This window comes from Bacillus altaicus, assembly GCF_042136375.2.
GTDB lineage: Bacteria > Bacillota > Bacilli > Bacillales > Bacillaceae_G > Bacillus_A > Bacillus_A cereus_U.
On sequence record NZ_CM143394.1, the window covers coordinates 2,214,756 to 2,234,698 of the forward strand.

Sequence of the window (19,943 nt, forward strand, 5' to 3'; positions counted from 1 at the left end):
TTACTGTTCACATAAAGTTCGATTGTTTTGTATAAAAGGATATTTTATAATTAGGATTGATTGTAAAGAGTGAGATACTTATATAATGACTCCTAGGAAACTAGGAGTTTTTACTATATAACTATCATTATTACTAAATATGACACACTACACATTCTACTCAAGGAGGTACATAATGAAGAAATTATATAATGCATCGTTTACTTATTTGATTATCGGTTTATTGTCAGGAATATTTGCTAGGGAGTATGGGAAATATAAAGGGATTTTAGGCTCTACTTTATTAAATCTTTTGCATACGCATACGTTAGTACTTGGCTTTTTCTTCTTTTTAATTGCTTTAGGGTTAGCAAAAGTATTCGCTTTTCATGAAGTGAAAGGATTTAATAACTGGTTTATTTTACATAATATCGCATTAACTTTAATGTTAGGTTCGCTAGCAGCGAGAGGACTTCTTCAACTAAATGGAGCGGACTTTAAAGGGTTAACTTATATTGTAGGATTCTCTCATTCTCTGATGGCATTTACTTTAGTTTGGTTTATGATTTTATTGAAAAAATCGTCTAAAATATAGTTTTAAAAAAGAACTTGTAGGGAATACTGCAAGTTCTTTTTTGTATATAAAATTTAATAAATTTAACTATTCTGATTATTTTGTATAAAAATGGTATAATTAATGTAGAGTAAATAATATAAAAGGAGAGTATGTAATGGAAATAACAATTGAGCGTTTAGTAAATGAATTAAAGGATGTACTTCCTGAAGATCAAGTAGTGGTTAATAAGACAGTAAGAGAGTTACATAGTAAAGATGAATCTTACCATAATAGTAGTTTACCTGATGTAGTTGTTTTTCCAAAAACGATGGAAGAGGTTAGAGCAATAATGAAAGTAGCGAGTGAGCATAAAAAACCTGTCATTCCATTTGGAGTAGGTTCTAGTTTAGAAGGTCATATAATTCCTTATGAAAAGGGGATTACAGTTGATTTTTCATTAATGAACAAAATACTTGAAATAAGAGAGAAAGATTTTCTTGTGAAAGTACAACCAGGAGTGACTCGTTCTCAGCTCAATAAAGAATTGAAAAAGTACGGTTTGTTTTTTAGTGTAGATCCAGGTGCAGATGCAACGTTAGGAGGCATGGCTGCTACGAATGCGAGCGGAACGACAGCGGTGAGATATGGAGTTATGCGTGATCAAGTTCGTGATTTAGAGGTGGTACTTGCTGATGGACAAGTGATACATACTGGAAATTTAGCGGCGAAGTCATCATCAGGTTATCATTTAAATGGTATTTTCGTAGGGTCAGAGGGCACGCTTGGATGCTTTACAGAGCTAACATTAAAAGTATACGGCATACCAGAACATGTTATGGCTGCGAGAGCATCGTTTCCAACTATAAATGATGCAGTAGAAGCTGTTATTAATATACTGCAAGCTGGCATTCCAATTGCGAGAATAGAACTTGTTGATGAATTATCTATGAAACAAGTAAATCATTACAATGAAACAAATTACAGAGAAGAACCAACACTGTTTTTAGAGTTTCATGGAAATGAAGCAGGGCTAACGCAAGATATCGAGTTTACGAAGGAAATTGTTTTTGATCATAAATGTAAAGAAGTTGCTTTTGAAACTGAAACTGCGGCAAGAAATAAATTATGGGATGCAAGACATAACTTAGCTTATTCTTACGTTCATAGTTACCCTGGTAAAAAGCTAATGAGTACAGATGTATGTGTGCCAATTTCAGAGTTAGCTGGCGCGATTCAAAATGCGAAAGAGACGTTAGATAAGGTGGGCCTTGTTGGTGGTATTCTTGGCCATGTAGGAGACGGGAATTTTCACGTGCTCTTAATGATTGATCCAAATGATAAAGATGAAGTGAAAAAAGCGGACGAAATAAATGAAAGTATTGTACTGTATGCTCTTAAGCGTGGCGGAACTTGTACAGGAGAGCATGGCGTTGGAATAGGAAAGCAGAAGTATCAAGAAGAAGAACATGGTGCGGCATTATTGGTAATGGAGAAAATAAAGAAAGCTCTTGATCCGCAAAATATTTTAAATCCGAATAAAATTTTCAAGCTAACAGATAAGGAATGATGAATTTTGGAGAAACGAATTATACACTTTGAAGGATTGGTCGTCTTATTAGCTGCGATTTATATATATGCATTATGTGGATTTAGTTGGTTATTATTTATCGTATTACTTTTTGCACCTGATTTAGCAATGGTGGCGTACTCTATTAACAAACGTGTTGGTGCACAAATTTATAATCTATTTCACACATATATCATATCAATATTACTTGTTTTAATAGGGGTCTATTTAAAGATGGATACGATTTTAATGATTGGTTTAATATGGACAGCACATATTGGAATGGATCGAATGCTTGGGTATGGATTGAAGTATGAAACTGATTTTAAGGATACGCATATTCAGAGGTTATAAAAGTGATTTGAAAAGGGTGGTCAATTGAAACAATTTATTACTGTTGAGAAATATAATACACAATGGGAAAGTGAATTTTGTAAATTACAGACGTTGATTAATAACGTAATGGGAGAACTCATTTTTTCTATAGAGCACGTTGGGAGTACATCTGTTAAAGGCCTTGCTTCTAAACCGATATTAGATGTCGATGTTGTAATAGAAGATTATGATGTTTTTCCAAAAGTAATAAAGAGACTTGAACAGGTAGGTTATTTTCATCAAGAAGAGTGGAGTTTTAAGGGGAGAGAGGCTTTTGGGAGAAAGGGTAAATATGTTCCGAGGGACGGGAAGAATACAATTTGGATGGAACATCATTTATATGTATGCGATAAGAATAGTGAAGAGTTAAGAAGACATGTAGCGTTTCGTGAGTATCTTCGTGGAAATCCAAACGTTGTTATTGAATATGGAAAGCTAAAGAAAGAATTAGCAGAAACGGCGGAAAATCGCTTAAATTATAGCTTAGGTAAAACGAAATTTATTGAATATGTATTAGAAAAAGCTATGAAGGATTGTTGAATAAGGGAGTTTGTATAAATAAAAAAATTGACTAAGGTGGCAGAAATCATATAATGCCACCTATTATTTTTGAAACAAAGGTTTTACTATATGCACTGACCTTATAAAACAATTATCATCTGTCCCTGCCCAATAATAAATCTCGTAAATATAATGGGAAATAAGAAGATAAGAAAAGAGGGAGCTTATGTACATACCAAAACATTTCACTATACAAGATGAAGAGACGAAGTACGAAATGATTGAACAAAATAGCTTTGCAACTTTATTTTCTCAACATAACGGAGCACCGTACGCAACACATTTGCCGTTATTGTTAAATAAGGAAACACTTACTTTATATGGTCATTTTGCACGTCCAAATGAGCAATGGAAAGATAGTGGAAATCAACAAGTGTTAGCTGTTTTTCAAGGACCACATAGTTACATCTCTCCGTCATGGTATGAAACAAATAAAGCAGTACCAACATGGAACTATGTTGCGGTCCATGTATATGGAGAGTTAGAAATTGTTGAAGATGAACAGGAATTAATAGATTCTCTTCAAGATTTAGTACATAAATATGAAAATCCAAAGAGCACGTACTCACTGAATGATGTAGATCCGAATTATATGGAAGGATTAAGTAGGGGAATAGTTGGGTTTAGAATAAAGATAAATAAAATAGAAGGAAAAGCGAAGTTAAGTCAAAATCATTCTGTGGAAAGAAGAAAGTTAGTTGTAGAAGAACTTGAGAAAGTTGAGAGTGAGGGGAGCAGGGGGATTGCAGGGTTGATGAAGAAGGGTGTTTAAAATAATGGTGGAGTGTGAATACACACTTATAAAGTGTTAATATATTGTATTTATAGATTTTTATAGTAATTTAGACGCTGTATTTAGGGGGAGGCAATTTTCTTTAGTGTTTTAAAAAATTTACAGCATGTGATTAATTTAATGGATTTAATATTAAATAAATGTTGAGAAATATTAATGAGATATTTATATCTTAATATCTATTTGTTATTATTTATGTGAGAATATTCAAAAAAGGGGGATCTTATGAACATTCCAGTGAAGGGAAGCGAACAGGTTACAAAGCAACTTAATGAATGGTATCAAGCAATGTTACAACAACAATTGTCAAAAGCAACTAATTTAAAACAAGAAATTGATAAAAATATTGATGTTTTGAAACAAGAATCAAATAAAATGTTGCAAGAACAAAATTTATTATATTATTTCTTACTAGATTTTCGTTATAAAACGCTTGTTGATAGATTTAGTATCACAAAGAGAAGCTTTGACGAAATAGATTCTTTTAAAATTCCGATGGATGGTTTCTTATCTTATTATTACCATTTTTGTAAAGCGGTATATGCTACTATACTTAAAGATTATAAAGAAGCGAAAAAATATTATGAAAAAGCAGAGTTTTTTTTGAAAGACGTTCCAGAAGAAATTGAACAAGCTGAATTTCAATCTAAGTTAGCCTTATTCTATCATAATAATAATGAACCACTTTTAGCTATTCACTATGCAACTATTTCAAAAGATATCTTCTTTAAACACCAAGGTTATGAAAGTAATACTGCTTCTTGCGAAAATACTATTGGAATGAGTTGTGTATCTCTAAAACAGTTTGAACAGGCCGAGGAACATTTAAATTCTGCATTAAATTTATTACAAAAAAATAATGAAGAAAGATTAATTTCATTCGTGCGGCACAACTTAGGGTGGCTATACGCAAATCAAAACCTTTCTGAATTAGCTATCCGTCACTTATCAGAAGTAACAGAGAAAATACCTAATCATTTCAAAGCTGTTTTTTTACAAGCTAGGGAATATTCTAAGTTAGGTGAAACAAATTTATCTTCTATCCTTATTGAAAAAGGATTGGAACTTTGTTCAGAAGTAGAGAATGAAGAATATACACATCATTTCAATATTTTAAAAACATTAAATAATAATGTGACTATCGAGGAATTAAAAAGGGTAATTGTTACAGGAATTTCTTATTTCAAAGAAGAGAATCTTTCTTATTATGTAGAAGAATATGCTGAGGTGATGGCAGCTAGATTATATGAGATGTGTGATTATAAAACGTCTAGTGAATATTTTTGTTTAAGTCTTGAAGCAAGAAAAACAAATTTAGCTAAAGGGGCGTTAAAATAATGAAGAAACTGAGTTTAATGGTAATGAGTTTAGCTGTTACAGGTATTACAGTTTTTACAATAAATACTACTCCAAAGATTCAACAAACAGCAAGCGCAAATACTGTCGTCAATAAGTTACAATCGACTCACGGAGAAGGGTGGTCTCCAACGGGACCTGAGTTAGTATACTTAGAGGAAAGACAACTCTAAAGTATTATTTTAAGAGTGCTAGCTTTAGTTGATATTATTTACTTGCTTGTAAACATTAAAGGTTTACAAGCAAGTTTTTTGTTGTTAGAGCTACCTTCACATTATGTTGAAAGTAATCCGTCATAATTTTAAAATATTGTAATGAATTTTAATAAAAGATTGTTGAGGAATATAGTGAAGATATTGGAACATGCAAATTCTCATTAGTTATATTAAAATGGATTCATTCTCTTCTCCTTTATTTTTTATCAACATTTGTACAATAGCTAGATTTTTATATTCGAGAATAGTTGTTCCTTATCGATGTACCTGGATATAATAAGAAAAAATGAAGATTGAATAGAAGAATTTTAATAGAACAGTTACCAAGTTAACGCATTAGGAAAGAAATAGGTAGGAAGTAAAGAGCTCTCCTTTGTTCGTGACAGCTTGTTTGGTGTATGTACCTTTTTCGCAGGGGAGGAAATTGATAGAGGTGATAATATACAACTGTAATCACATAGAATATGCTAATGATATGTAATACATAAAATAAACGCAAACTAGAGTATTAAATTACGTTTTTTTTCACAAGATGGAGAAAAAAGTAGAAAAGGTGTTTTTATACGAAAACACCTTTTCTATTTATAATGTTCCTTTATGGAAAATAACGAATCGTGTACTTGAATTTAGTGGGAATTACACTAATAAATAATGCAATTAGGAGCAGAAAAACAGTCTTAGTTCTCTAAATCACGTCCCACAAAAAGTACGATAAGGGCGATTCGACGGCGCTGGAGGCGTGCAGTAATCCGCTTGTTCTTGAGAATATTCATAAGGATTTGCTAAAGCTTGAAGAAGGTTCTCCATTACCCTATAGTCTCCATCTTTAACAGCAGCTTCTAGTGCTTCTTCTACTCGGTGGTTTCGAGGGATGATTACTGGGTTGTTATTTTTCATTAATTTGTATGCATCATCTTTCGATTCTTTTTGTTTTTCTAACCGAGATTGCCATAGCTCGTACCATTCTTTAAATTCAGGACTTTCAAATAAAGGTGTATTTTCTAATGTAGTGTCAGTTAATGCACGGAATGTATTTGTATAATCTGCTTTATATTTTTCCATTGTTTTTAAAAGTTTCTCAATAAGTGATTGATCTTGCTCTTCATTGCTAAATAGTCCTAATTTTTTCTTCATTCCGAGGAACCAATTGTTTTCGTACTGCACGTTAAACTTTGAAATTTCATCTTGTGCAATCTTTAGCGCTTCTTCTTCATCTTCGTGTAGAATCGGCATTAAAGATTCAGCTAATCGTGCAAGGTCCCATGCAGCCATATACGGCTGATTTCCATATGCGTAGCGGCCTTGTACATCAATAGAACTAAATACAGTTCCTTGGTCATAACTATCCATAAAGGCACAAGGACCGTAATCAATCGTTTCACCGCTAATCGTTATATTATCAGTATTCATTACGCCGTGAATGAAGCCGACGAGTTGCCATTTTGCGATAAGGATTGCTTGTTTCTTAATAACTTCTTGTAGTAGTGCGACATATGGATTTTCATGAGATTCAATCTCTGAATAATGTCTCTTTATCGTATAATCAGCTAAAGCTTTGAGATCCTCGATTGAGCCGCGAGCTGCAGCGTATTGGAATGTTCCAACGCGTATATGACTGCTTGCAATCCTTGTTAAAATAGCCCCAGGTAGCTTTGTTTCGCGATAGATTGGTTCGCCAGTTGAGACTACTGCTAAACTGCGAGTAGTTGGAATATCAAGTGCGTACATGGCTTCACTAATAATATATTCACGTAGCATCGGACCAAGCGCAGCACGGCCATCACCGCGGCGTGAATATGGAGTAGGGCCAGAACCTTTCAATTGAATATCAAAGCGTTCGCCTGAAGGAGTAATTTGTTCCCCGATTAAAAGGGCACGACCATCTCCTAACATGTTGAAATGACCAAATTGGTGTCCAGCATATGCCTGAGCTAGTGGATGAGCTCCTTTTGGAATAGTATTACCAGCTAAAATGGCAATTTCAGCGTCCTTTTTTAGTTCCTCAGGATTAAAGCCAAGAGATATTGCTAAAGAATTATTTAGTTTAATTAACTCCGGTGAGTGTACAGGAGTTGGGGGGATTTCGTTGAAAAATGATTTGGGCAGGTCAGTATAACTACTCTCTAAATTCCAACCAGTTTCGTTTTTATTAGTCATCGTATCTCCTCCTTTTTGTGTGTTTTTGAAATTTGAATTGTAATGGGTTTTTAATTATTTTCTTGTACTGATATGTATTCTGTGTGAGGTTAATTAAAAATATTATACGTTTATTGTAAATGATCCCCTTGAAATCTATTGTAAGGACTTCATTACATTGTGTCCATTTAACTGTCATAAAAACAAAAAGAGCCTTCGTTATATAACGAAGGCTCTTTTTGTTTTTTTCCTTTTATTCATACACAGTCTTCATAGTTGTAGCTGTATAAAAGGAAAAAAGAAATTTGGGGCGTAATCTATCTATATGATAATTCAAAATGAAATATAAGTCTATATTTTTGTTGGTTTTTTGATTATATTTATGTCACTGAGCTCAGAAGAATATATGTGGAGGGAAAATATATGAAATCAAAACATGTACCAGTTTTAATTGTTGGAGGGGGCTTATCAGGATTATCGTCTGCATTATTTCTTGCGAAACATAACATTGATTATGTGCTTATAGAAAGGCATCCGTCTACTGCGATTCATCCGAAAGCAGGTGGAATCACATTTCGCACAATGGAATTATTTCGAGAATTAGGTCTAGAAAAAGGAATTAGATTAGCTGGTAAAGCATTAGAGAATTGTCACGGGAGAATTGCGGTTCAAACAATAGCTGAGGTAAAGAATGAAGAGTTGGAACAAATAAGGGCGGCACAGTATGAAAATAATGAAAAGTTAGTTCGTAAAGTGGAAGAGATTAGCCCATCAAAACAAACTGCTTGTTATCAAATTACTTTAGAAGAGATGATGTTACAATACGCGCAAAAGTTAGGCGGAAATCTATCTTTTAATCATGAACTGGTTTCTTATGAGCAAAATGAGAACGGAGTAATAGCAACTATTCGAAATCGTGAAACGAAAGAAGAGAGCGCTATTTATTGCGATTATGTAATTGCAGCAGATGGAGCGAAAAGTAAAATACGTGAACAGCTAGGTATTCTAACCGAGGGCCGTGGTACAATCGGTGGTTATTATATGAACATATATTTTGAAGCAGATTTGAGTGAATTTATTAAAGGAGACGCATTCGGTTTTACTATGATATTACATCCAGAAGTAATTGGTGCGCTTATTCCAGTCAATAACGAAAGTAAATGGATTTATCATGTAGCTTATGATCCAGTAAAAGGGGAGCGACCAGAGGATTTCTCTATAGAACGCTGTAAACAAATTATTCAAACTGCAATTGGAAGTACGGATATTAAGCCAGAAATATTAAGTGTTTTGCCGTGGGAAGCGAGTGAAAGTACAGCGGTGAAATTTCAGGACAATCGCATCTTTTTAGTTGGTGACTCAGCACATATTATGCCGCCAACAGGAGGATTCGGTTCAAATACAGGAATACAAGATGCACATAATTTAGCTTGGAAATTGGCTGCTGTTATAAAAAGTAAAGCAAATCCCAAATTGTTAGAAACGTATCATGACGAGAGATATCCTGTTGCAAAATTAACGACGGACCATGCGAGTAGTATATTATTTCGTGCTGCGGGCAGAGAGGGGGGTAATTTGAGTAATATGGATAGTTTAGCTGTCACTGCTGGTTATCAGTATTGCTCAGAAGCAATTATAGACGAATGTAACACACCGCATAGAATGGATATAGTTGATTTGAACGGACGCCCGGGAACGCGTACGCCACATTTTTGGGGAACTTATGAAGGAAAAGAAGTTTCTATACTTGATCTATTTGGTAGCAACTTTGTGTTACTTACTGGAGCAGAGCCTAGTGCTTGGACTGAAGCTGCAAATGTTGTTTCATCCCGATTAGGAGTAAAGATAAAAGTGTATCAGGTGGGTTTAACTGGTGAGTTCATCGATCAAAGTAATAATCTTAGAAATTTATATGGGATAGAAAATGGAGGAGCGGTAGTAATAAGGCCAGATGGATTTATAGGATGGCGTACGGAAAACGAGGTATTAAAGCCGAACGTATTACTTGAAGACGTAATGAAGCATTTATTGTGTAATTAAATAAGAAGCACCTCTTGTATTTTAGCGACAAGTTTATATAAAAGTAAACGAATATTAAAAATGTAAATCTTTTATGAAGAAAATCTAAAGAAATGTCATGGGAGTGACATTTCTTTTTTAATATGCTGTATAATCAATTTAGAAATGAGATTCGTTTTCATTAACGCTCATTTCCTCTTTTAAAATTACCTGTAATTTTAGCCATAATAAGTTGTTTTTCTTTTTCGTTATTTGTCCGATTTATTTTGTTTAAAAATTTTTCAGCGTCATTTCCTTTTAAAATCATAATTTGTTTTCCGTAATATTCAATTAAAACTATATTGTTATTTTTTGTTGCTCGATAATGAAACATCATATCATCTAAACGATTGTGGTGCTTATCGGTATTTTTCAAATTAACGCCTCCATTCTTGTTAATGTGTAACGAATGTTACATAAAAAAATGAATTTAAGTGGGATGTATCCGATTGTAAGGTGGAAATTTTGTAAAAAAGAACTACAATAGAAAGTAGTCAAAATTAGAGTGTGAGAAAAAGGAATCTAGTGTAATATGATGAATGATAGATAGATTATAAAATGTTTGAAAATTAAAAGATATAGAATAGAATGGAAAATTATAAAGTGAAATTAGATAAAAGAGGGTTCCTATATGTTTAAGAAATGGTTAATTGTTTTTTTTATTTTTGCTATTTTTTGTGGGAGTGTCGCTGCACTCATACATGCAAATAAAGAAAAGAAATACAGTTTGAAGGCATTTTCAAATTTTGAGGATAAAGTTGGAAATGTTCAACCGAAAGTTGATGCGAATCAGCAAAAACGTTATGATATTGCAGCAACGAAACTCGATCAATATTTAAAAGATAAAGGATTTAACGGAACGGTTCTCGTAACGGATAAAAATAATGTGGTTTTACGAAAAGGCTACGGGTATGCGAATATAAAAGATAAAGTTTTAACAACGCCAAGAACAAAATATCGCATCGGTTCCATAACGAAAACAGTAGTTGCAATATCTATATTACAGCTAAGAGAAAAAGGGAAATTGAATATTGAAGACAATGTAAATAAGTATATTCCATCGTTTCCAGCAGATAAAAACATTACGTTACGAAATTTGTTAACACATACGTCCGGGTTACCAGATCAGGGACAAGGTAGTGTTGATGCGGCATCACGTTTAAAGTTAGTAACGTGGATTGGAGCGCAAAAGTTGCAATTTCCTGCAGGGACAGGATGGAAATATACAGATTATAATTATATGGTACTTGCGTATATTGTAGAAAAGATATCGAATAAACCGCTTGCTGAATATGTGAAAGAAAACATTTTTACTCCTGTTGAAATGAATGAATCTGGTATGGGTGCAACTCTCCCTGAAGATATTTTCTTAGCAGAAGGTTACACGAAAAAAGATAATGAGTTAATAGCTGCACCCCGCTTAAAAATGAACTGGCTGTATGGTTGTGGTGAAATGTATACGACCGTTGAAGATATGAAAAGATTAGATGAGGCTATTATGGATGGAAAGCTGATTTCTAAACAAAGCTTATCAGATATGTTTACAGTATCACCTGCGAGAAAATATGGATTTAGCTTCTATATTTACCCAGATTATTATCATAACCACGGTGTATTAGCTGGCTGGAACACTTTTAATAATTTTAACTGGGATAAAAGAACGTTTGTAATATTATTCTCTAACGTACAAAATGGTATGAATGATACATTTAATCAAGAGTTTAGGAAATTAGCGAATGATTTAATAGAAGGAAAATAATTATTTAAAAATCGGTATTGATATAAAATTATCAATACCGATTTTTTTATTTAGTGAACAAGCATGTATGAGAGGGGATTAGTATTAGAATAAATTTATGAAGGAAGTTAAATGATATGGATGTTAAATATAGGAAGTGTATTTTGTGAATGTCATCTATTTGTATTGAAATTATGTGATTATCATGCGGAAGAATAATTGGTAATTTTTACATTGATGAAAAAGCTTGAGCTTCACACTATGTTAAGCCTTACAGTATTGTAGACATGAACAGGAGGTTGAAAAATGAAAAAAATAGTAAAGTTTTGTTTAATAGCTACATTATCTACAACGATTATTAGTGGATGTTCTTTTGAAGGGAATAATGAAAATGCCAAAGGGAAAGAGAAAGAGGATAAAAAAGTAGAGGTACAGAAAAACGCTGGAAAATATACGATGCCGGATGAAAAAGATAAACATGAAGGTACATGGCTACAATGGCCTCATGAATACACATATGGTCAAGAGTATAAACAAGAAGTTGAACCTATTTGGATTAAGATGGCAAGTGCTTTAACTGAGGGTGAAAAAGTCCACATTGTTGCATATGATGAGGAAGAGAAAGAGCGAATCAATAAGCTTTTAATAGATAAAGGGCTGAATATGGATAAAGTTGATTTCTTTATCGCTCCTACTGATGATGTGTGGGCAAGAGATAGTGGACCGATTTTTGTTTATGACAATAATAAAAATCTGAAAATATTAGATCCAGCATTTAATGGTTGGGGAAAGAAAACTCCATATAAAAATGATGCCCGTATACGTGAGAATGTTAGTAAACAATTAGGGATTGAAAGAATTGATTGGGGGAAATTTGTCCTTGAAGGTGGCGCAATTGAATTAGACAGCAATGGGACTGCTTTATTAACTCGAAGCGCAGTAACGAATAAAAATAGAAATCCTGATTTATCAGAAGCGGAAATTGAAAAATATATAAGTGACCTTGGGGTGACAAACTTTATTTGGTTAGATGGAGTGCCTAATTTAGATATTACTGATTTTCATATTGATGGATTTGCTAAATTCCATGATAAATCTACAATCGTAACGATGGCAGAAGATGACTTGGCTGAATGGGGCTTGTCAAACAAAGATATGGATAAATTGTTAGATGCAAAAAATGCTTCAGGACAGAAATATAAGTACGAATACTTACCGCTTAGTAAAGATAAAGTTACTTTAGAAGGTGGAAAAACTCTAGATTATAAGGGGTCGTATATCAATTATTATGTTGGGAATACAGTTATATTGGTGCCTAACTATAATGATCCAAATGACAAAATCGCAAACGATACGATTCAGAAATTATACCCGGATCGTAAAGTAGTGGGAATTGATGTGAGAGAGCTTTATAAAAATGGCGGAATGATCCATTGTGTGACACAGCAACAACCGATTCAATTGAAGTAATCGATTATAGTTTCGTTATGTTGCTTTATAGACAAAATAGGTGAAATGCTATCTTTACTTATTTTGTCTTGTTTTAACATCTGTAACAAGAACGGAATGTATAATTTTAATGTAACGATAATTAAATAAAAGTATATTGTCATTATTGTTTTATATGGAAAAGGAGAAAAATGTTTGTGTTAAAGAATTTAAAAAGAGTATTTTCGTTTTTCCCTATCGTTCTACAGTACATTATAAATGTAGCTTTGATCTGTTTGGGAATTGTTTTAAGTGTGTTTCTTATGAAAGAAGTCATTCAATTTATACAAGAACTTAAATTAAATAGTGAGGAATCTAGTTATCATTTAATTGATAGCATTGTCGTATTCTTTTTATATTTTGAATTCATCGTAATGATTATAAAGTATTTTCAAATGAACTTTCATTTTCCATTACGTTATTTTATATATATAGGTATTACGGCTATTGTTCGTCTAATTATTATAGACCATGATAGTCCAATGGATTCATTGATATATGCTTGCGCGATTCTTGTATTAATTAGTGCTTTATTCATTGCAAATTCTAAAATAATGCGTCGTGATTTAGAAGAGTGAACGTTTGTTGTTTAAATCAAAAAAGATGTTTTATCTTTTGGTAAAAAGGAGTAACAGTATTGAAAGAAATAATCTTAACCAGTTTTATAATAATAGGGTTTATGATTCTACTATTTAATTGTATACTTTCATAATTTAAAAGAATAAAAGGTTAATAAGGAAAGAGGTTTTTGTAAATATGGTTCATTACAATAATCAAAATAGTTTACATCAAATATTTACATTAAAGGGAACGGTTGTAAGAGGTATTTTCCCGCAAATTTTATTATATATATGTATTTCAACGATAGTAACTGTGATTAATTATTATTATGTAGAAATAAAAATTAATCAAACTCCTTGGGTAATTGTTGGAGGAGCTTTAGGTCTACTGTTAGTTTTTCGTACTAACACTGCCTATGATAGGTATTGGGAAGGTAGAAAGTTATTTGGCACGATTGGTGCTTGTACTAGAAATTTGGCAGTTAGTTTTTTATGTTATTGGGAGTCTGAAGAGGAAAATACGGATAAGGAAAAACTAAAATTTTTACATTTATTAATTGCTTTTCCAAAGATAGCGAAAGGACATTTGAGAGACGAAAAAGATTTATCCGAAATAAAAGCATTGTTTGATATTTGTTCTGAGAAGGAAAAAGAAATGTTGGCTGAGTCTATTCATTTACCGATTAGTATAGTTTTTATGTTAAAAAATATACTATCAAAAGGTTTGAAAACGGGTCAAATTCATCCAAATGCAATAATTAATATGGAAGCTGATTTGAATACTCTGCTTACGGCTGTGGGTGGATGTGATCGAATCAAAACAACGCCTATTCCTTTTGCATATTTTGCTCATATTAAAATTTTACTGCTCATATTTTGCGGGACTTTACCGATTGGTCTTGTTGATAGCCTTGGATGGTTTACAGTACTTGCAACTACGTTTATAAGTTTTGCATTTATAGGGATTGAAGCAATCGGGGTTGAAATTGAGGATCCATTTGGTCAGGATCCAAATGATCTCCCGTTAGAAGGAATTTGTATAGGGGTAGAAACGCATTTAGTGAATTTATATAATCAAAACGCTCTATTAGAAGTAGTGGATTTGAATCTTGATAAAAAAATCATCTAATCCTTCATTGTGTACGACGATTAAAATTTAAAAATCTTGTCAAGAGTCAGTTTACGGCTTAACGACGTCTTTATCCCGCTATTTGTGGGCAGTAAAACTCCCCTCTCAAAACATGGCGGATGCAAGGAAGTTAGGTGGAAGATAACTGCCCGTAAATGCCCGATTGGTTCAACTAATAATCAGTGGGGATGGACAAAACCCCCACTGATTAAAGTTTCACTTTATATTTTTTATATAAATATATAATATTACCCCGTGCTATAATCCATTCATGAAATGTGCACGTTTCAAAAATTGTAATGAAAAGAGAAATGAATTGGGGAATAGTTGGCTTATTGAAAACAGTTATTCAATCATTATTAAAAAGCGAGGTAAGTAATATGGAACAAAAACATAGTGGCATTATTTTTACTGCAATACCAGATGAATCGAATGAATATTATCGACCATTTTATGAAGACATTATTTATTTTAATGAATACTTAAATGAAAATAAAGCATTTACCGATCAACTTATATCTTTATCTGTTGAAGAGCAAGACTTTCATACAAATTTTTTTGAGTATGATGATATTTGGCTAAGAGATGTTGCACCAGTTGTAACAAATCATCTAGTTAAATTCAAATATCAACCAAATTACTTACCGAAAGATCAAGGACGATATTTAGATCAACAATTTAATAAATGGTTGAAAAAAAACGACTTTGAATATGTGACATCTCCATTGATATTAGACGGTGGAAATCTTATTTGGAATAAAAAAGATACCGTTATATTAACGGAACGCATATTTGATGATAATTATGATTGGACGGAAGAAGAAATTATAGAGCAACTGGAATGGGATTTAGATGTGAGTCGGGTTATTATTATTCCTGCTGAAGAGGGAGATGTACTTGCACACGCAGACGGGATGGTTAAATTTATTGATGAACATACAATGTTTATTAGTGATTTTTTAGGGGATCATGAATTTAGATATAAGGTTCAAGAGATTATTCAAGAGCAAATGCCAGAGGCTGAATTTATAGTTGTTCCTTCGTCATATACAGAGAAGGGTCAATACGATGAAGAGATAGCGTCAGCAAAAGGTTTATATATAAATATGTTAGAAACATGTGATACGCTTTACGTTCCTAAGTTTGGATTAGCTAAAGATGAGGAAGTTTTACGATATATTCAACAGCATACTGAGAAACAAGTTATTCAAAGTCATGTAGGAGAAATATCGACAATGGGAGGCGCGATGAATTGTTTAACGTGGTATTGTCCTAGTCATTTGTTACCTTCAAAAATGAAAAGGCTGAACGATCAGAATGAAGGGTCCTCAATCAGAAAAATATTTGATTGGTTTTAATAAATAAGCTTATATATAAGAAAATGTATTCAAGGGGTATTTATATGTATACAATTACTGAATTTTCACGGATTTGTAAAATGAGTACACGAATGTTAAGGCATTATGATAAAGAGGAAATATTGAAACCAGCATATGTGAATCCGGTAAATGGATATAGATATTATGAGCAAGGGCAGCTTGAAATAGCGCTGAAAATTAAAAAGCTAAGGGAGTATAAGTTTCCTTTACCGAAAATCAAAATAATTCTTCAATCATCAGATCAAGATTCATTTATTAAACATATGCAATCACAAATTATAGAGTTGTCTCATGAGGTGAAACAAAATTTACAGGTTATTTCAGAAATGAATGAAATGGTAAATATGAATAATGGTTTAAATATTGCTCGTCATAGAAGTTACGATATATTAATTGGAATGAGAAATGAAATAACGGTAATTGCTCAAAGATTACAAATAGATATAGATGATATGGATGATTATTTTTATGACTTATATGAAAATGTACAAAAAAATAGCTTTCAAATAGTCGGTTCTCCATCCGTAGTTTTTTATGATAAAGAGTATATTCCAAATCACAGTGATATTGAATTAAGAATTCCGGTTATGTATGAGGACAATAAAGGCGTATTACAAGAATGCGAAATAAAAAAGCTAAATCAGCGTCAAATCGTTACTACTATACATTATGGAAGTTACGACTATATAGGTTACGCTTATATAGCGTTAGAAGAATGGATTGAAAGAAATGGTTATGTAATAAATAATTCACCATATGAGGTCTACATAAAGGGACCTGAATGTGATTGTTTAGTAGAGGAGTATGTGACACAAATTTGTTTTTTAGTTACGAAAATAGAATAAGAATAAGGATTGACATTAACATTATGTCAATCCTTATTCTATATACGAGAGCGATTTATCCCGCTATTTGCGGCAGTAAGACTCCCGCCTCAAAATTCGGCGAATGCGAGGGAGTTAGGTGGGAGCCCTGCTGCCCGTAAAGCCGGATTGGTGTGGGCTAATAATCAGTGGGTGATGGAGAACCCCCCCACTGATTAAAGTTTCACTTTATCATAATAAAAAGGAGAAAGAATATGAAAAGAACAATCATGATTATTTGTCTGATTTTGAGCATGGTATGGATTTCAGCGTGTACGCCTGAAGTAGGAGAAGGTGAGAATGGTAGCTCTGCTCTACCTAGTCAGTTGCCCAAAAATGTAGTGTTTAAAAATGGTACAATCTATACTTCTAATGAAAAGCAAGAAATGGCAGAAGCTGTAGAGATTAAAGATGGGAAAATCACTTTTGTCGGTTCAAATAAGGATGTAGAAGAATTAATAAAGAAAGATACGAAAGTGATAGATTTACAAGGACGTTTTATCCTTCCTGGTTTTGTGGATAATCATAATCATATTTTTGAAGCAAAATCACCAGCAGCGGGGAATTGTAGTGTCTCACCAGATGCTTCGCTGCAAGAACAACGCTCGTATTTAAAGGCTTGTAAAAAAGATGTAAAGACAGGGGAATGGGTAAGCGGAACTGGGTTTAGTTTGGAAGAGCTGTTAAAAGATATGGACGGAAAATCAGAACAGCAGACTCCATTACAAGTTCTGGATGAGTTGTTTCCTAATAATCCGACATTAATTATGGAAAGAACCTCTCATTCTGTATGGGTTAACTCAAAGGCATTGGAATCAGCAGGAATAAATAAAGAGACGAAAGATCCGCAAGGTGGAAGAATCATCCGGGATCCAGAGACAGGAGAACCTTTTGGAATTCTGTATGATACAGCTGGGGATATTGTGATGGAAAAAGCATGGAATTCTCAATCAAACCTCTTTGAAAAAAACTATGAAGGTTTGTTAGACGGTTTAGATGAGGTTGCAAAGAATGGTATTACTACAGTCGGTGATGGACGTCTCTATTGGAAGCGAGGCTGGTTAGATGTTTGGAATAAAGTATATGATGAGAAAAAGTTAACGTCACGAGTAGTACTTCGTCCGTGGGTATATCCGAACTTAAATGAAGCAGAACAAATGGAGTATTTCAAAAAAATTAAGCGTGATGATGTATCATCTCGAATGCTTATTAATCAAGTGAAAATGTATAGTGATGGAATTAGTATTAACAGCACAGCTAAAATACTAGAAAAATATAAATTTGAGTGGTTTAAGGGAACACCGTATGGCTTGAACTATATTCCAGAAGAAAAAATGAAATGGTGGTTAACGGAACTTAATAAACTTGGTTACGGTGCACTCATTCATACGATTGGGGATGGCGGGGGAAGAGAGAGTTTAAATGCAATTGAAGCAGCGAAAAAAGAAGGTGCAAATCAGCCTTATACGCTCACACATGTTGAGATGGTAGAAGATAGTGATATAAATCGTTTTGCTAAGTTAGGTATTAGCGCTGATTTCCAAGTAGGCCATGATTTTGCGGAAGATCCTACACAAAGCTGGGCAAGTACGTATTTTACAGATCAACAGATGAAACGAATTATGCCGTTAGGGCGAATTTGGAAAACAGGAGCAAATGTATCGCTTAGTAGTGATTGGGATGTAAATGAACTAAATCCACTTGTGACGATTTCGAATGCATTAAGTATTGATGAGAAAGGCTTATCCGATGTACATGCAGCTATTGATGCTTATACAATTAAGCCAGCCAAAGCACTAGGTCTTGATAAAATTACTGGATCGATTGAAGTAGGTAAATCAGCCGATATAGTAGTATTAAACGAAGATATTACTAAAATGAGTGCCGATAAGATTCCGAATGCGAAAGTTTTAATGACAGTTTTACAAGGAGAAGTAGTGTATCACAAGGGAGAATAAAGAATCCGCGTATGAAGTAGTTACAAGTAAATGAAGATATTTCTGTTGACCTTAACACGATGTCAAAGTTTAGACTGAACTTACATTCGAAGAAGGGGTGAACATGTATGAGAAATATGGGAAATATGGGAAATAGTTTATATTATATGCCTGCTGAGTGGGAAAAACATGAGGGAACATGGCTCCAATGGCCTCATGATAAGGCTCATAGAGGCGAAGGTTACAGATCTAAGCTAGATGATATTTGGGTAACGATGGCAAAGGAGCTTCATTACGGAGAGAATGTGCATATTGTTGTATTTGATGAGGAAGAAAAAGTACATGTCCAATCGAAGTTAATTGAAGCGAATGTAGATATGGATAAAATTGATTTTTTAATTGAAGAAACGGATGATGTTTGGATAAGAGATAATGGACCGATCTTTGTAAAAGATAAGGAAGGCAATCTCTGTTTAACACACTGGGTATTTAATGGTTGGGGGGATAAATATCCGTATGAAAATGATGCTGTTATTCCGGAAAAAATAAGTGGAATGTATAGCATTCCAAAAGTTGAATCTAGTGTCTGTCTAGAAGGTGGAGGAATAGAGATAAACGGAAATGGAACCTTAATGGCGGCAAAAACTTCTATTATAAATGAAAATCGAAATCCTACACTCAGTCAGGAAGAGATTGAAATGGAGTTAACGAAGTATTTGGGAGTAACGAATTTCATATGGATAACTGGTATTCGCGGTGAGGATAATTATGATGAAGATACGGATTACCATATTGATGGGGCAGCACGTTTTGTAAATGAAAATACGATTCTTTATGAATATGATCCTTTTGGGGAAGGAGAGTCGTACCTTTTGGAGGCACATGAAAAGCATTATCAAGAATTGCGACAAGCGAGAAATATAGATGGAAATCCATTTCAACTCATCCCAGTACCGGTAACAAGAAAAGTGGTAAAAGAGGCAGACTGTAAAGGGTCGTATTTAAATTTTTATATTGGAAACGAGGTTGTATTGGTTCCTATATACGGTGATGAACATGACAAGTTAGGGCTTCAAATTATTGAAGGGCAATTTCCAGGAAGAAGAATTGTCGGTGTTTATGTAAATGAACTGTATGCGTATGGTGGTATGATTCATTGTGTGACGCAGCAACACTTGGAATAAACGTAATATTCGATTTTTAACATTGGGATATTACTTATATGAAAAAAGAATGCAGAGTATAATAATCTG

At 33.4% G+C, this 19,943-nt stretch carries 18 protein-coding genes; 16 read left to right on the plus strand and 2 right to left on the minus strand.

Annotated features, from left to right (window positions below):
* The first annotated feature begins 175 nt into the window (after positions 1-175).
* From ACE38F_RS11590 to ACE38F_RS11620, 7 genes are all read left to right on the plus strand, one after another.
* Positions 176-574 (plus strand): DUF2871 family protein, encoded by a 399-nt coding sequence (locus ACE38F_RS11590; RefSeq protein WP_044439983.1) that lies wholly within the window; start codon positions 176-178, stop codon positions 572-574.
* Between the two features lie 136 nt (positions 575-710).
* The gene (locus ACE38F_RS11595; protein WP_375370847.1) at positions 711-2,102 is read left to right on the plus strand and encodes an FAD-binding oxidoreductase; all 1,392 of its coding nucleotides are present in this window, start codon (positions 711-713) and stop codon (positions 2,100-2,102) included.
* A gap of 6 nt (positions 2,103-2,108) precedes the next feature.
* Positions 2,109-2,456: a DUF4260 domain-containing protein gene (locus ACE38F_RS11600; protein ID WP_375370846.1), complete on the plus strand. Its 348-nt coding sequence runs from the start codon at positions 2,109-2,111 to the stop codon at positions 2,454-2,456.
* A gap of 24 nt (positions 2,457-2,480) precedes the next feature.
* Entirely contained in the window at positions 2,481-3,017 is a 537-nt protein-coding gene (locus ACE38F_RS11605) for a GrpB family protein (protein WP_375370845.1), read from the plus strand.
* A 187-nt stretch (positions 3,018-3,204) separates the two neighbouring features.
* Positions 3,205-3,810, plus strand: a complete 606-nt coding sequence (locus ACE38F_RS11610; protein WP_375370844.1) for an FMN-binding negative transcriptional regulator — start codon at positions 3,205-3,207, stop codon at positions 3,808-3,810.
* Positions 3,811-4,056: 246 nt separating this feature from the next.
* Positions 4,057-5,169: a response regulator aspartate phosphatase gene (locus ACE38F_RS11615; RefSeq protein WP_375370843.1), complete on the plus strand. Its 1,113-nt coding sequence runs from the start codon at positions 4,057-4,059 to the stop codon at positions 5,167-5,169.
* Entirely contained in the window at positions 5,169-5,360 is a 192-nt protein-coding gene (locus tag ACE38F_RS11620; RefSeq protein WP_375370842.1) for a Phr family secreted Rap phosphatase inhibitor, read from the plus strand. The genes ACE38F_RS11615 and ACE38F_RS11620 overlap by 1 nt, the downstream gene beginning before the upstream one ends.
* A gap of 732 nt (positions 5,361-6,092) precedes the next feature.
* On the opposite strand, the gene ACE38F_RS11625 is transcribed toward ACE38F_RS11620, so the two are convergent.
* A complete protein-coding gene (locus tag ACE38F_RS11625) occupies positions 6,093-7,559 on the minus strand; it encodes a protein adenylyltransferase SelO (protein WP_375370841.1) in 1,467 nt (488 codons plus the stop codon).
* 402 nt (positions 7,560-7,961) lie between these two features.
* On the opposite strand from ACE38F_RS11625, the gene ACE38F_RS11630 reads away from it, so the two are divergent.
* The gene (locus tag ACE38F_RS11630; protein ID WP_375370840.1) at positions 7,962-9,578 is read left to right on the plus strand and encodes an FAD-dependent oxidoreductase; all 1,617 of its coding nucleotides are present in this window, start codon (positions 7,962-7,964) and stop codon (positions 9,576-9,578) included.
* Between the two features lie 160 nt (positions 9,579-9,738).
* Here ACE38F_RS11630 and ACE38F_RS11635 read toward each other — a convergent pair whose 3' ends face one another.
* Entirely contained in the window at positions 9,739-9,972 is a 234-nt protein-coding gene (locus ACE38F_RS11635) for a hypothetical protein (protein ID WP_375370839.1), read from the minus strand.
* Positions 9,973-10,227: 255 nt separating this feature from the next.
* Here ACE38F_RS11635 and ACE38F_RS11640 point away from each other — a divergent pair, with 255 nt between their 5' ends.
* The 8 genes from ACE38F_RS11640 (at position 10,228) to ACE38F_RS11675 (ending at position 19,874) form a co-directional block, all read left to right on the plus strand.
* The gene (locus tag ACE38F_RS11640; RefSeq protein ID WP_215553743.1) at positions 10,228-11,355 is read left to right on the plus strand and encodes a serine hydrolase domain-containing protein; all 1,128 of its coding nucleotides are present in this window, start codon (positions 10,228-10,230) and stop codon (positions 11,353-11,355) included.
* Positions 11,356-11,640: 285 nt separating this feature from the next.
* Positions 11,641-12,804, plus strand: a complete 1,164-nt coding sequence (locus ACE38F_RS11645; protein ID WP_002142629.1) for an agmatine deiminase family protein — start codon at positions 11,641-11,643, stop codon at positions 12,802-12,804.
* A 176-nt stretch (positions 12,805-12,980) separates the two neighbouring features.
* Positions 12,981-13,400 carry a phosphate-starvation-inducible protein PsiE gene (gene psiE, locus ACE38F_RS11650; protein WP_002165314.1) on the plus strand — a complete coding sequence of 140 codons (420 nt, stop codon included), beginning with the start codon at positions 12,981-12,983 and terminating at the stop codon, positions 13,398-13,400.
* A 178-nt stretch (positions 13,401-13,578) separates the two neighbouring features.
* Positions 13,579-14,511 carry a bestrophin family protein gene (locus tag ACE38F_RS11655; RefSeq protein ID WP_375370838.1) on the plus strand — a complete coding sequence of 311 codons (933 nt, stop codon included), beginning with the start codon at positions 13,579-13,581 and terminating at the stop codon, positions 14,509-14,511.
* Between the two features lie 380 nt (positions 14,512-14,891).
* Positions 14,892-15,869 (plus strand): agmatine deiminase family protein, encoded by a 978-nt coding sequence (locus ACE38F_RS11660; protein ID WP_002128426.1) that lies wholly within the window; start codon positions 14,892-14,894, stop codon positions 15,867-15,869.
* A 44-nt stretch (positions 15,870-15,913) separates the two neighbouring features.
* The gene (locus ACE38F_RS11665) at positions 15,914-16,735 is read left to right on the plus strand and encodes a MerR family transcriptional regulator (protein ID WP_375370837.1); all 822 of its coding nucleotides are present in this window, start codon (positions 15,914-15,916) and stop codon (positions 16,733-16,735) included.
* 233 nt (positions 16,736-16,968) lie between these two features.
* Positions 16,969-18,711 (plus strand): amidohydrolase, encoded by a 1,743-nt coding sequence (locus tag ACE38F_RS11670; protein WP_375370836.1) that lies wholly within the window; start codon positions 16,969-16,971, stop codon positions 18,709-18,711.
* Positions 18,712-18,827: 116 nt separating this feature from the next.
* On the plus strand, positions 18,828-19,874 hold the full coding sequence (locus tag ACE38F_RS11675; RefSeq protein ID WP_375370926.1) for an agmatine deiminase family protein: 1,047 nt from the start codon (positions 18,828-18,830) through the stop codon (positions 19,872-19,874).
* Positions 19,875-19,943 lie beyond the last annotated feature (69 nt).

Bases quoted from the DNA above. Each gene is read 5' to 3' on its own strand.
- ACE38F_RS11590 (WP_044439983.1), top strand. From the start codon at position 176: ATGAAGAAATTATATAATGCATCGTTTACTTATTTGATTATCGGTTTA.
- ACE38F_RS11595 (WP_375370847.1), top strand. From the start codon at position 711: ATGGAAATAACAATTGAGCGTTTAGTAAATGAATTAAAGGATGTACTT.
- ACE38F_RS11610 (WP_375370844.1), top strand. From the start codon at position 3,205: ATGTACATACCAAAACATTTCACTATACAAGATGAAGAGACGAAGTAC.
- ACE38F_RS11615 (WP_375370843.1), top strand. From the start codon at position 4,057: ATGAACATTCCAGTGAAGGGAAGCGAACAGGTTACAAAGCAACTTAAT.
- ACE38F_RS11620 (WP_375370842.1), top strand. From the start codon at position 5,169: ATGAAGAAACTGAGTTTAATGGTAATGAGTTTAGCTGTTACAGGTATT.
- ACE38F_RS11625 (WP_375370841.1), bottom strand. From the start codon at position 7,559: ATGACTAATAAAAACGAAACTGGTTGGAATTTAGAGAGTAGTTATACT.
- ACE38F_RS11630 (WP_375370840.1), top strand. From the start codon at position 7,962: ATGAAATCAAAACATGTACCAGTTTTAATTGTTGGAGGGGGCTTATCA.
- ACE38F_RS11640 (WP_215553743.1), top strand. From the start codon at position 10,228: ATGTTTAAGAAATGGTTAATTGTTTTTTTTATTTTTGCTATTTTTTGT.
- ACE38F_RS11645 (WP_002142629.1), top strand. From the start codon at position 11,641: ATGAAAAAAATAGTAAAGTTTTGTTTAATAGCTACATTATCTACAACG.
- ACE38F_RS11655 (WP_375370838.1), top strand. From the start codon at position 13,579: ATGGTTCATTACAATAATCAAAATAGTTTACATCAAATATTTACATTA.
- ACE38F_RS11660 (WP_002128426.1), top strand. From the start codon at position 14,892: ATGGAACAAAAACATAGTGGCATTATTTTTACTGCAATACCAGATGAA.
- ACE38F_RS11665 (WP_375370837.1), top strand. From the start codon at position 15,914: ATGTATACAATTACTGAATTTTCACGGATTTGTAAAATGAGTACACGA.
- ACE38F_RS11670 (WP_375370836.1), top strand. From the start codon at position 16,969: ATGAAAAGAACAATCATGATTATTTGTCTGATTTTGAGCATGGTATGG.
- ACE38F_RS11675 (WP_375370926.1), top strand. From the start codon at position 18,828: ATGGGAAATATGGGAAATAGTTTATATTATATGCCTGCTGAGTGGGAA.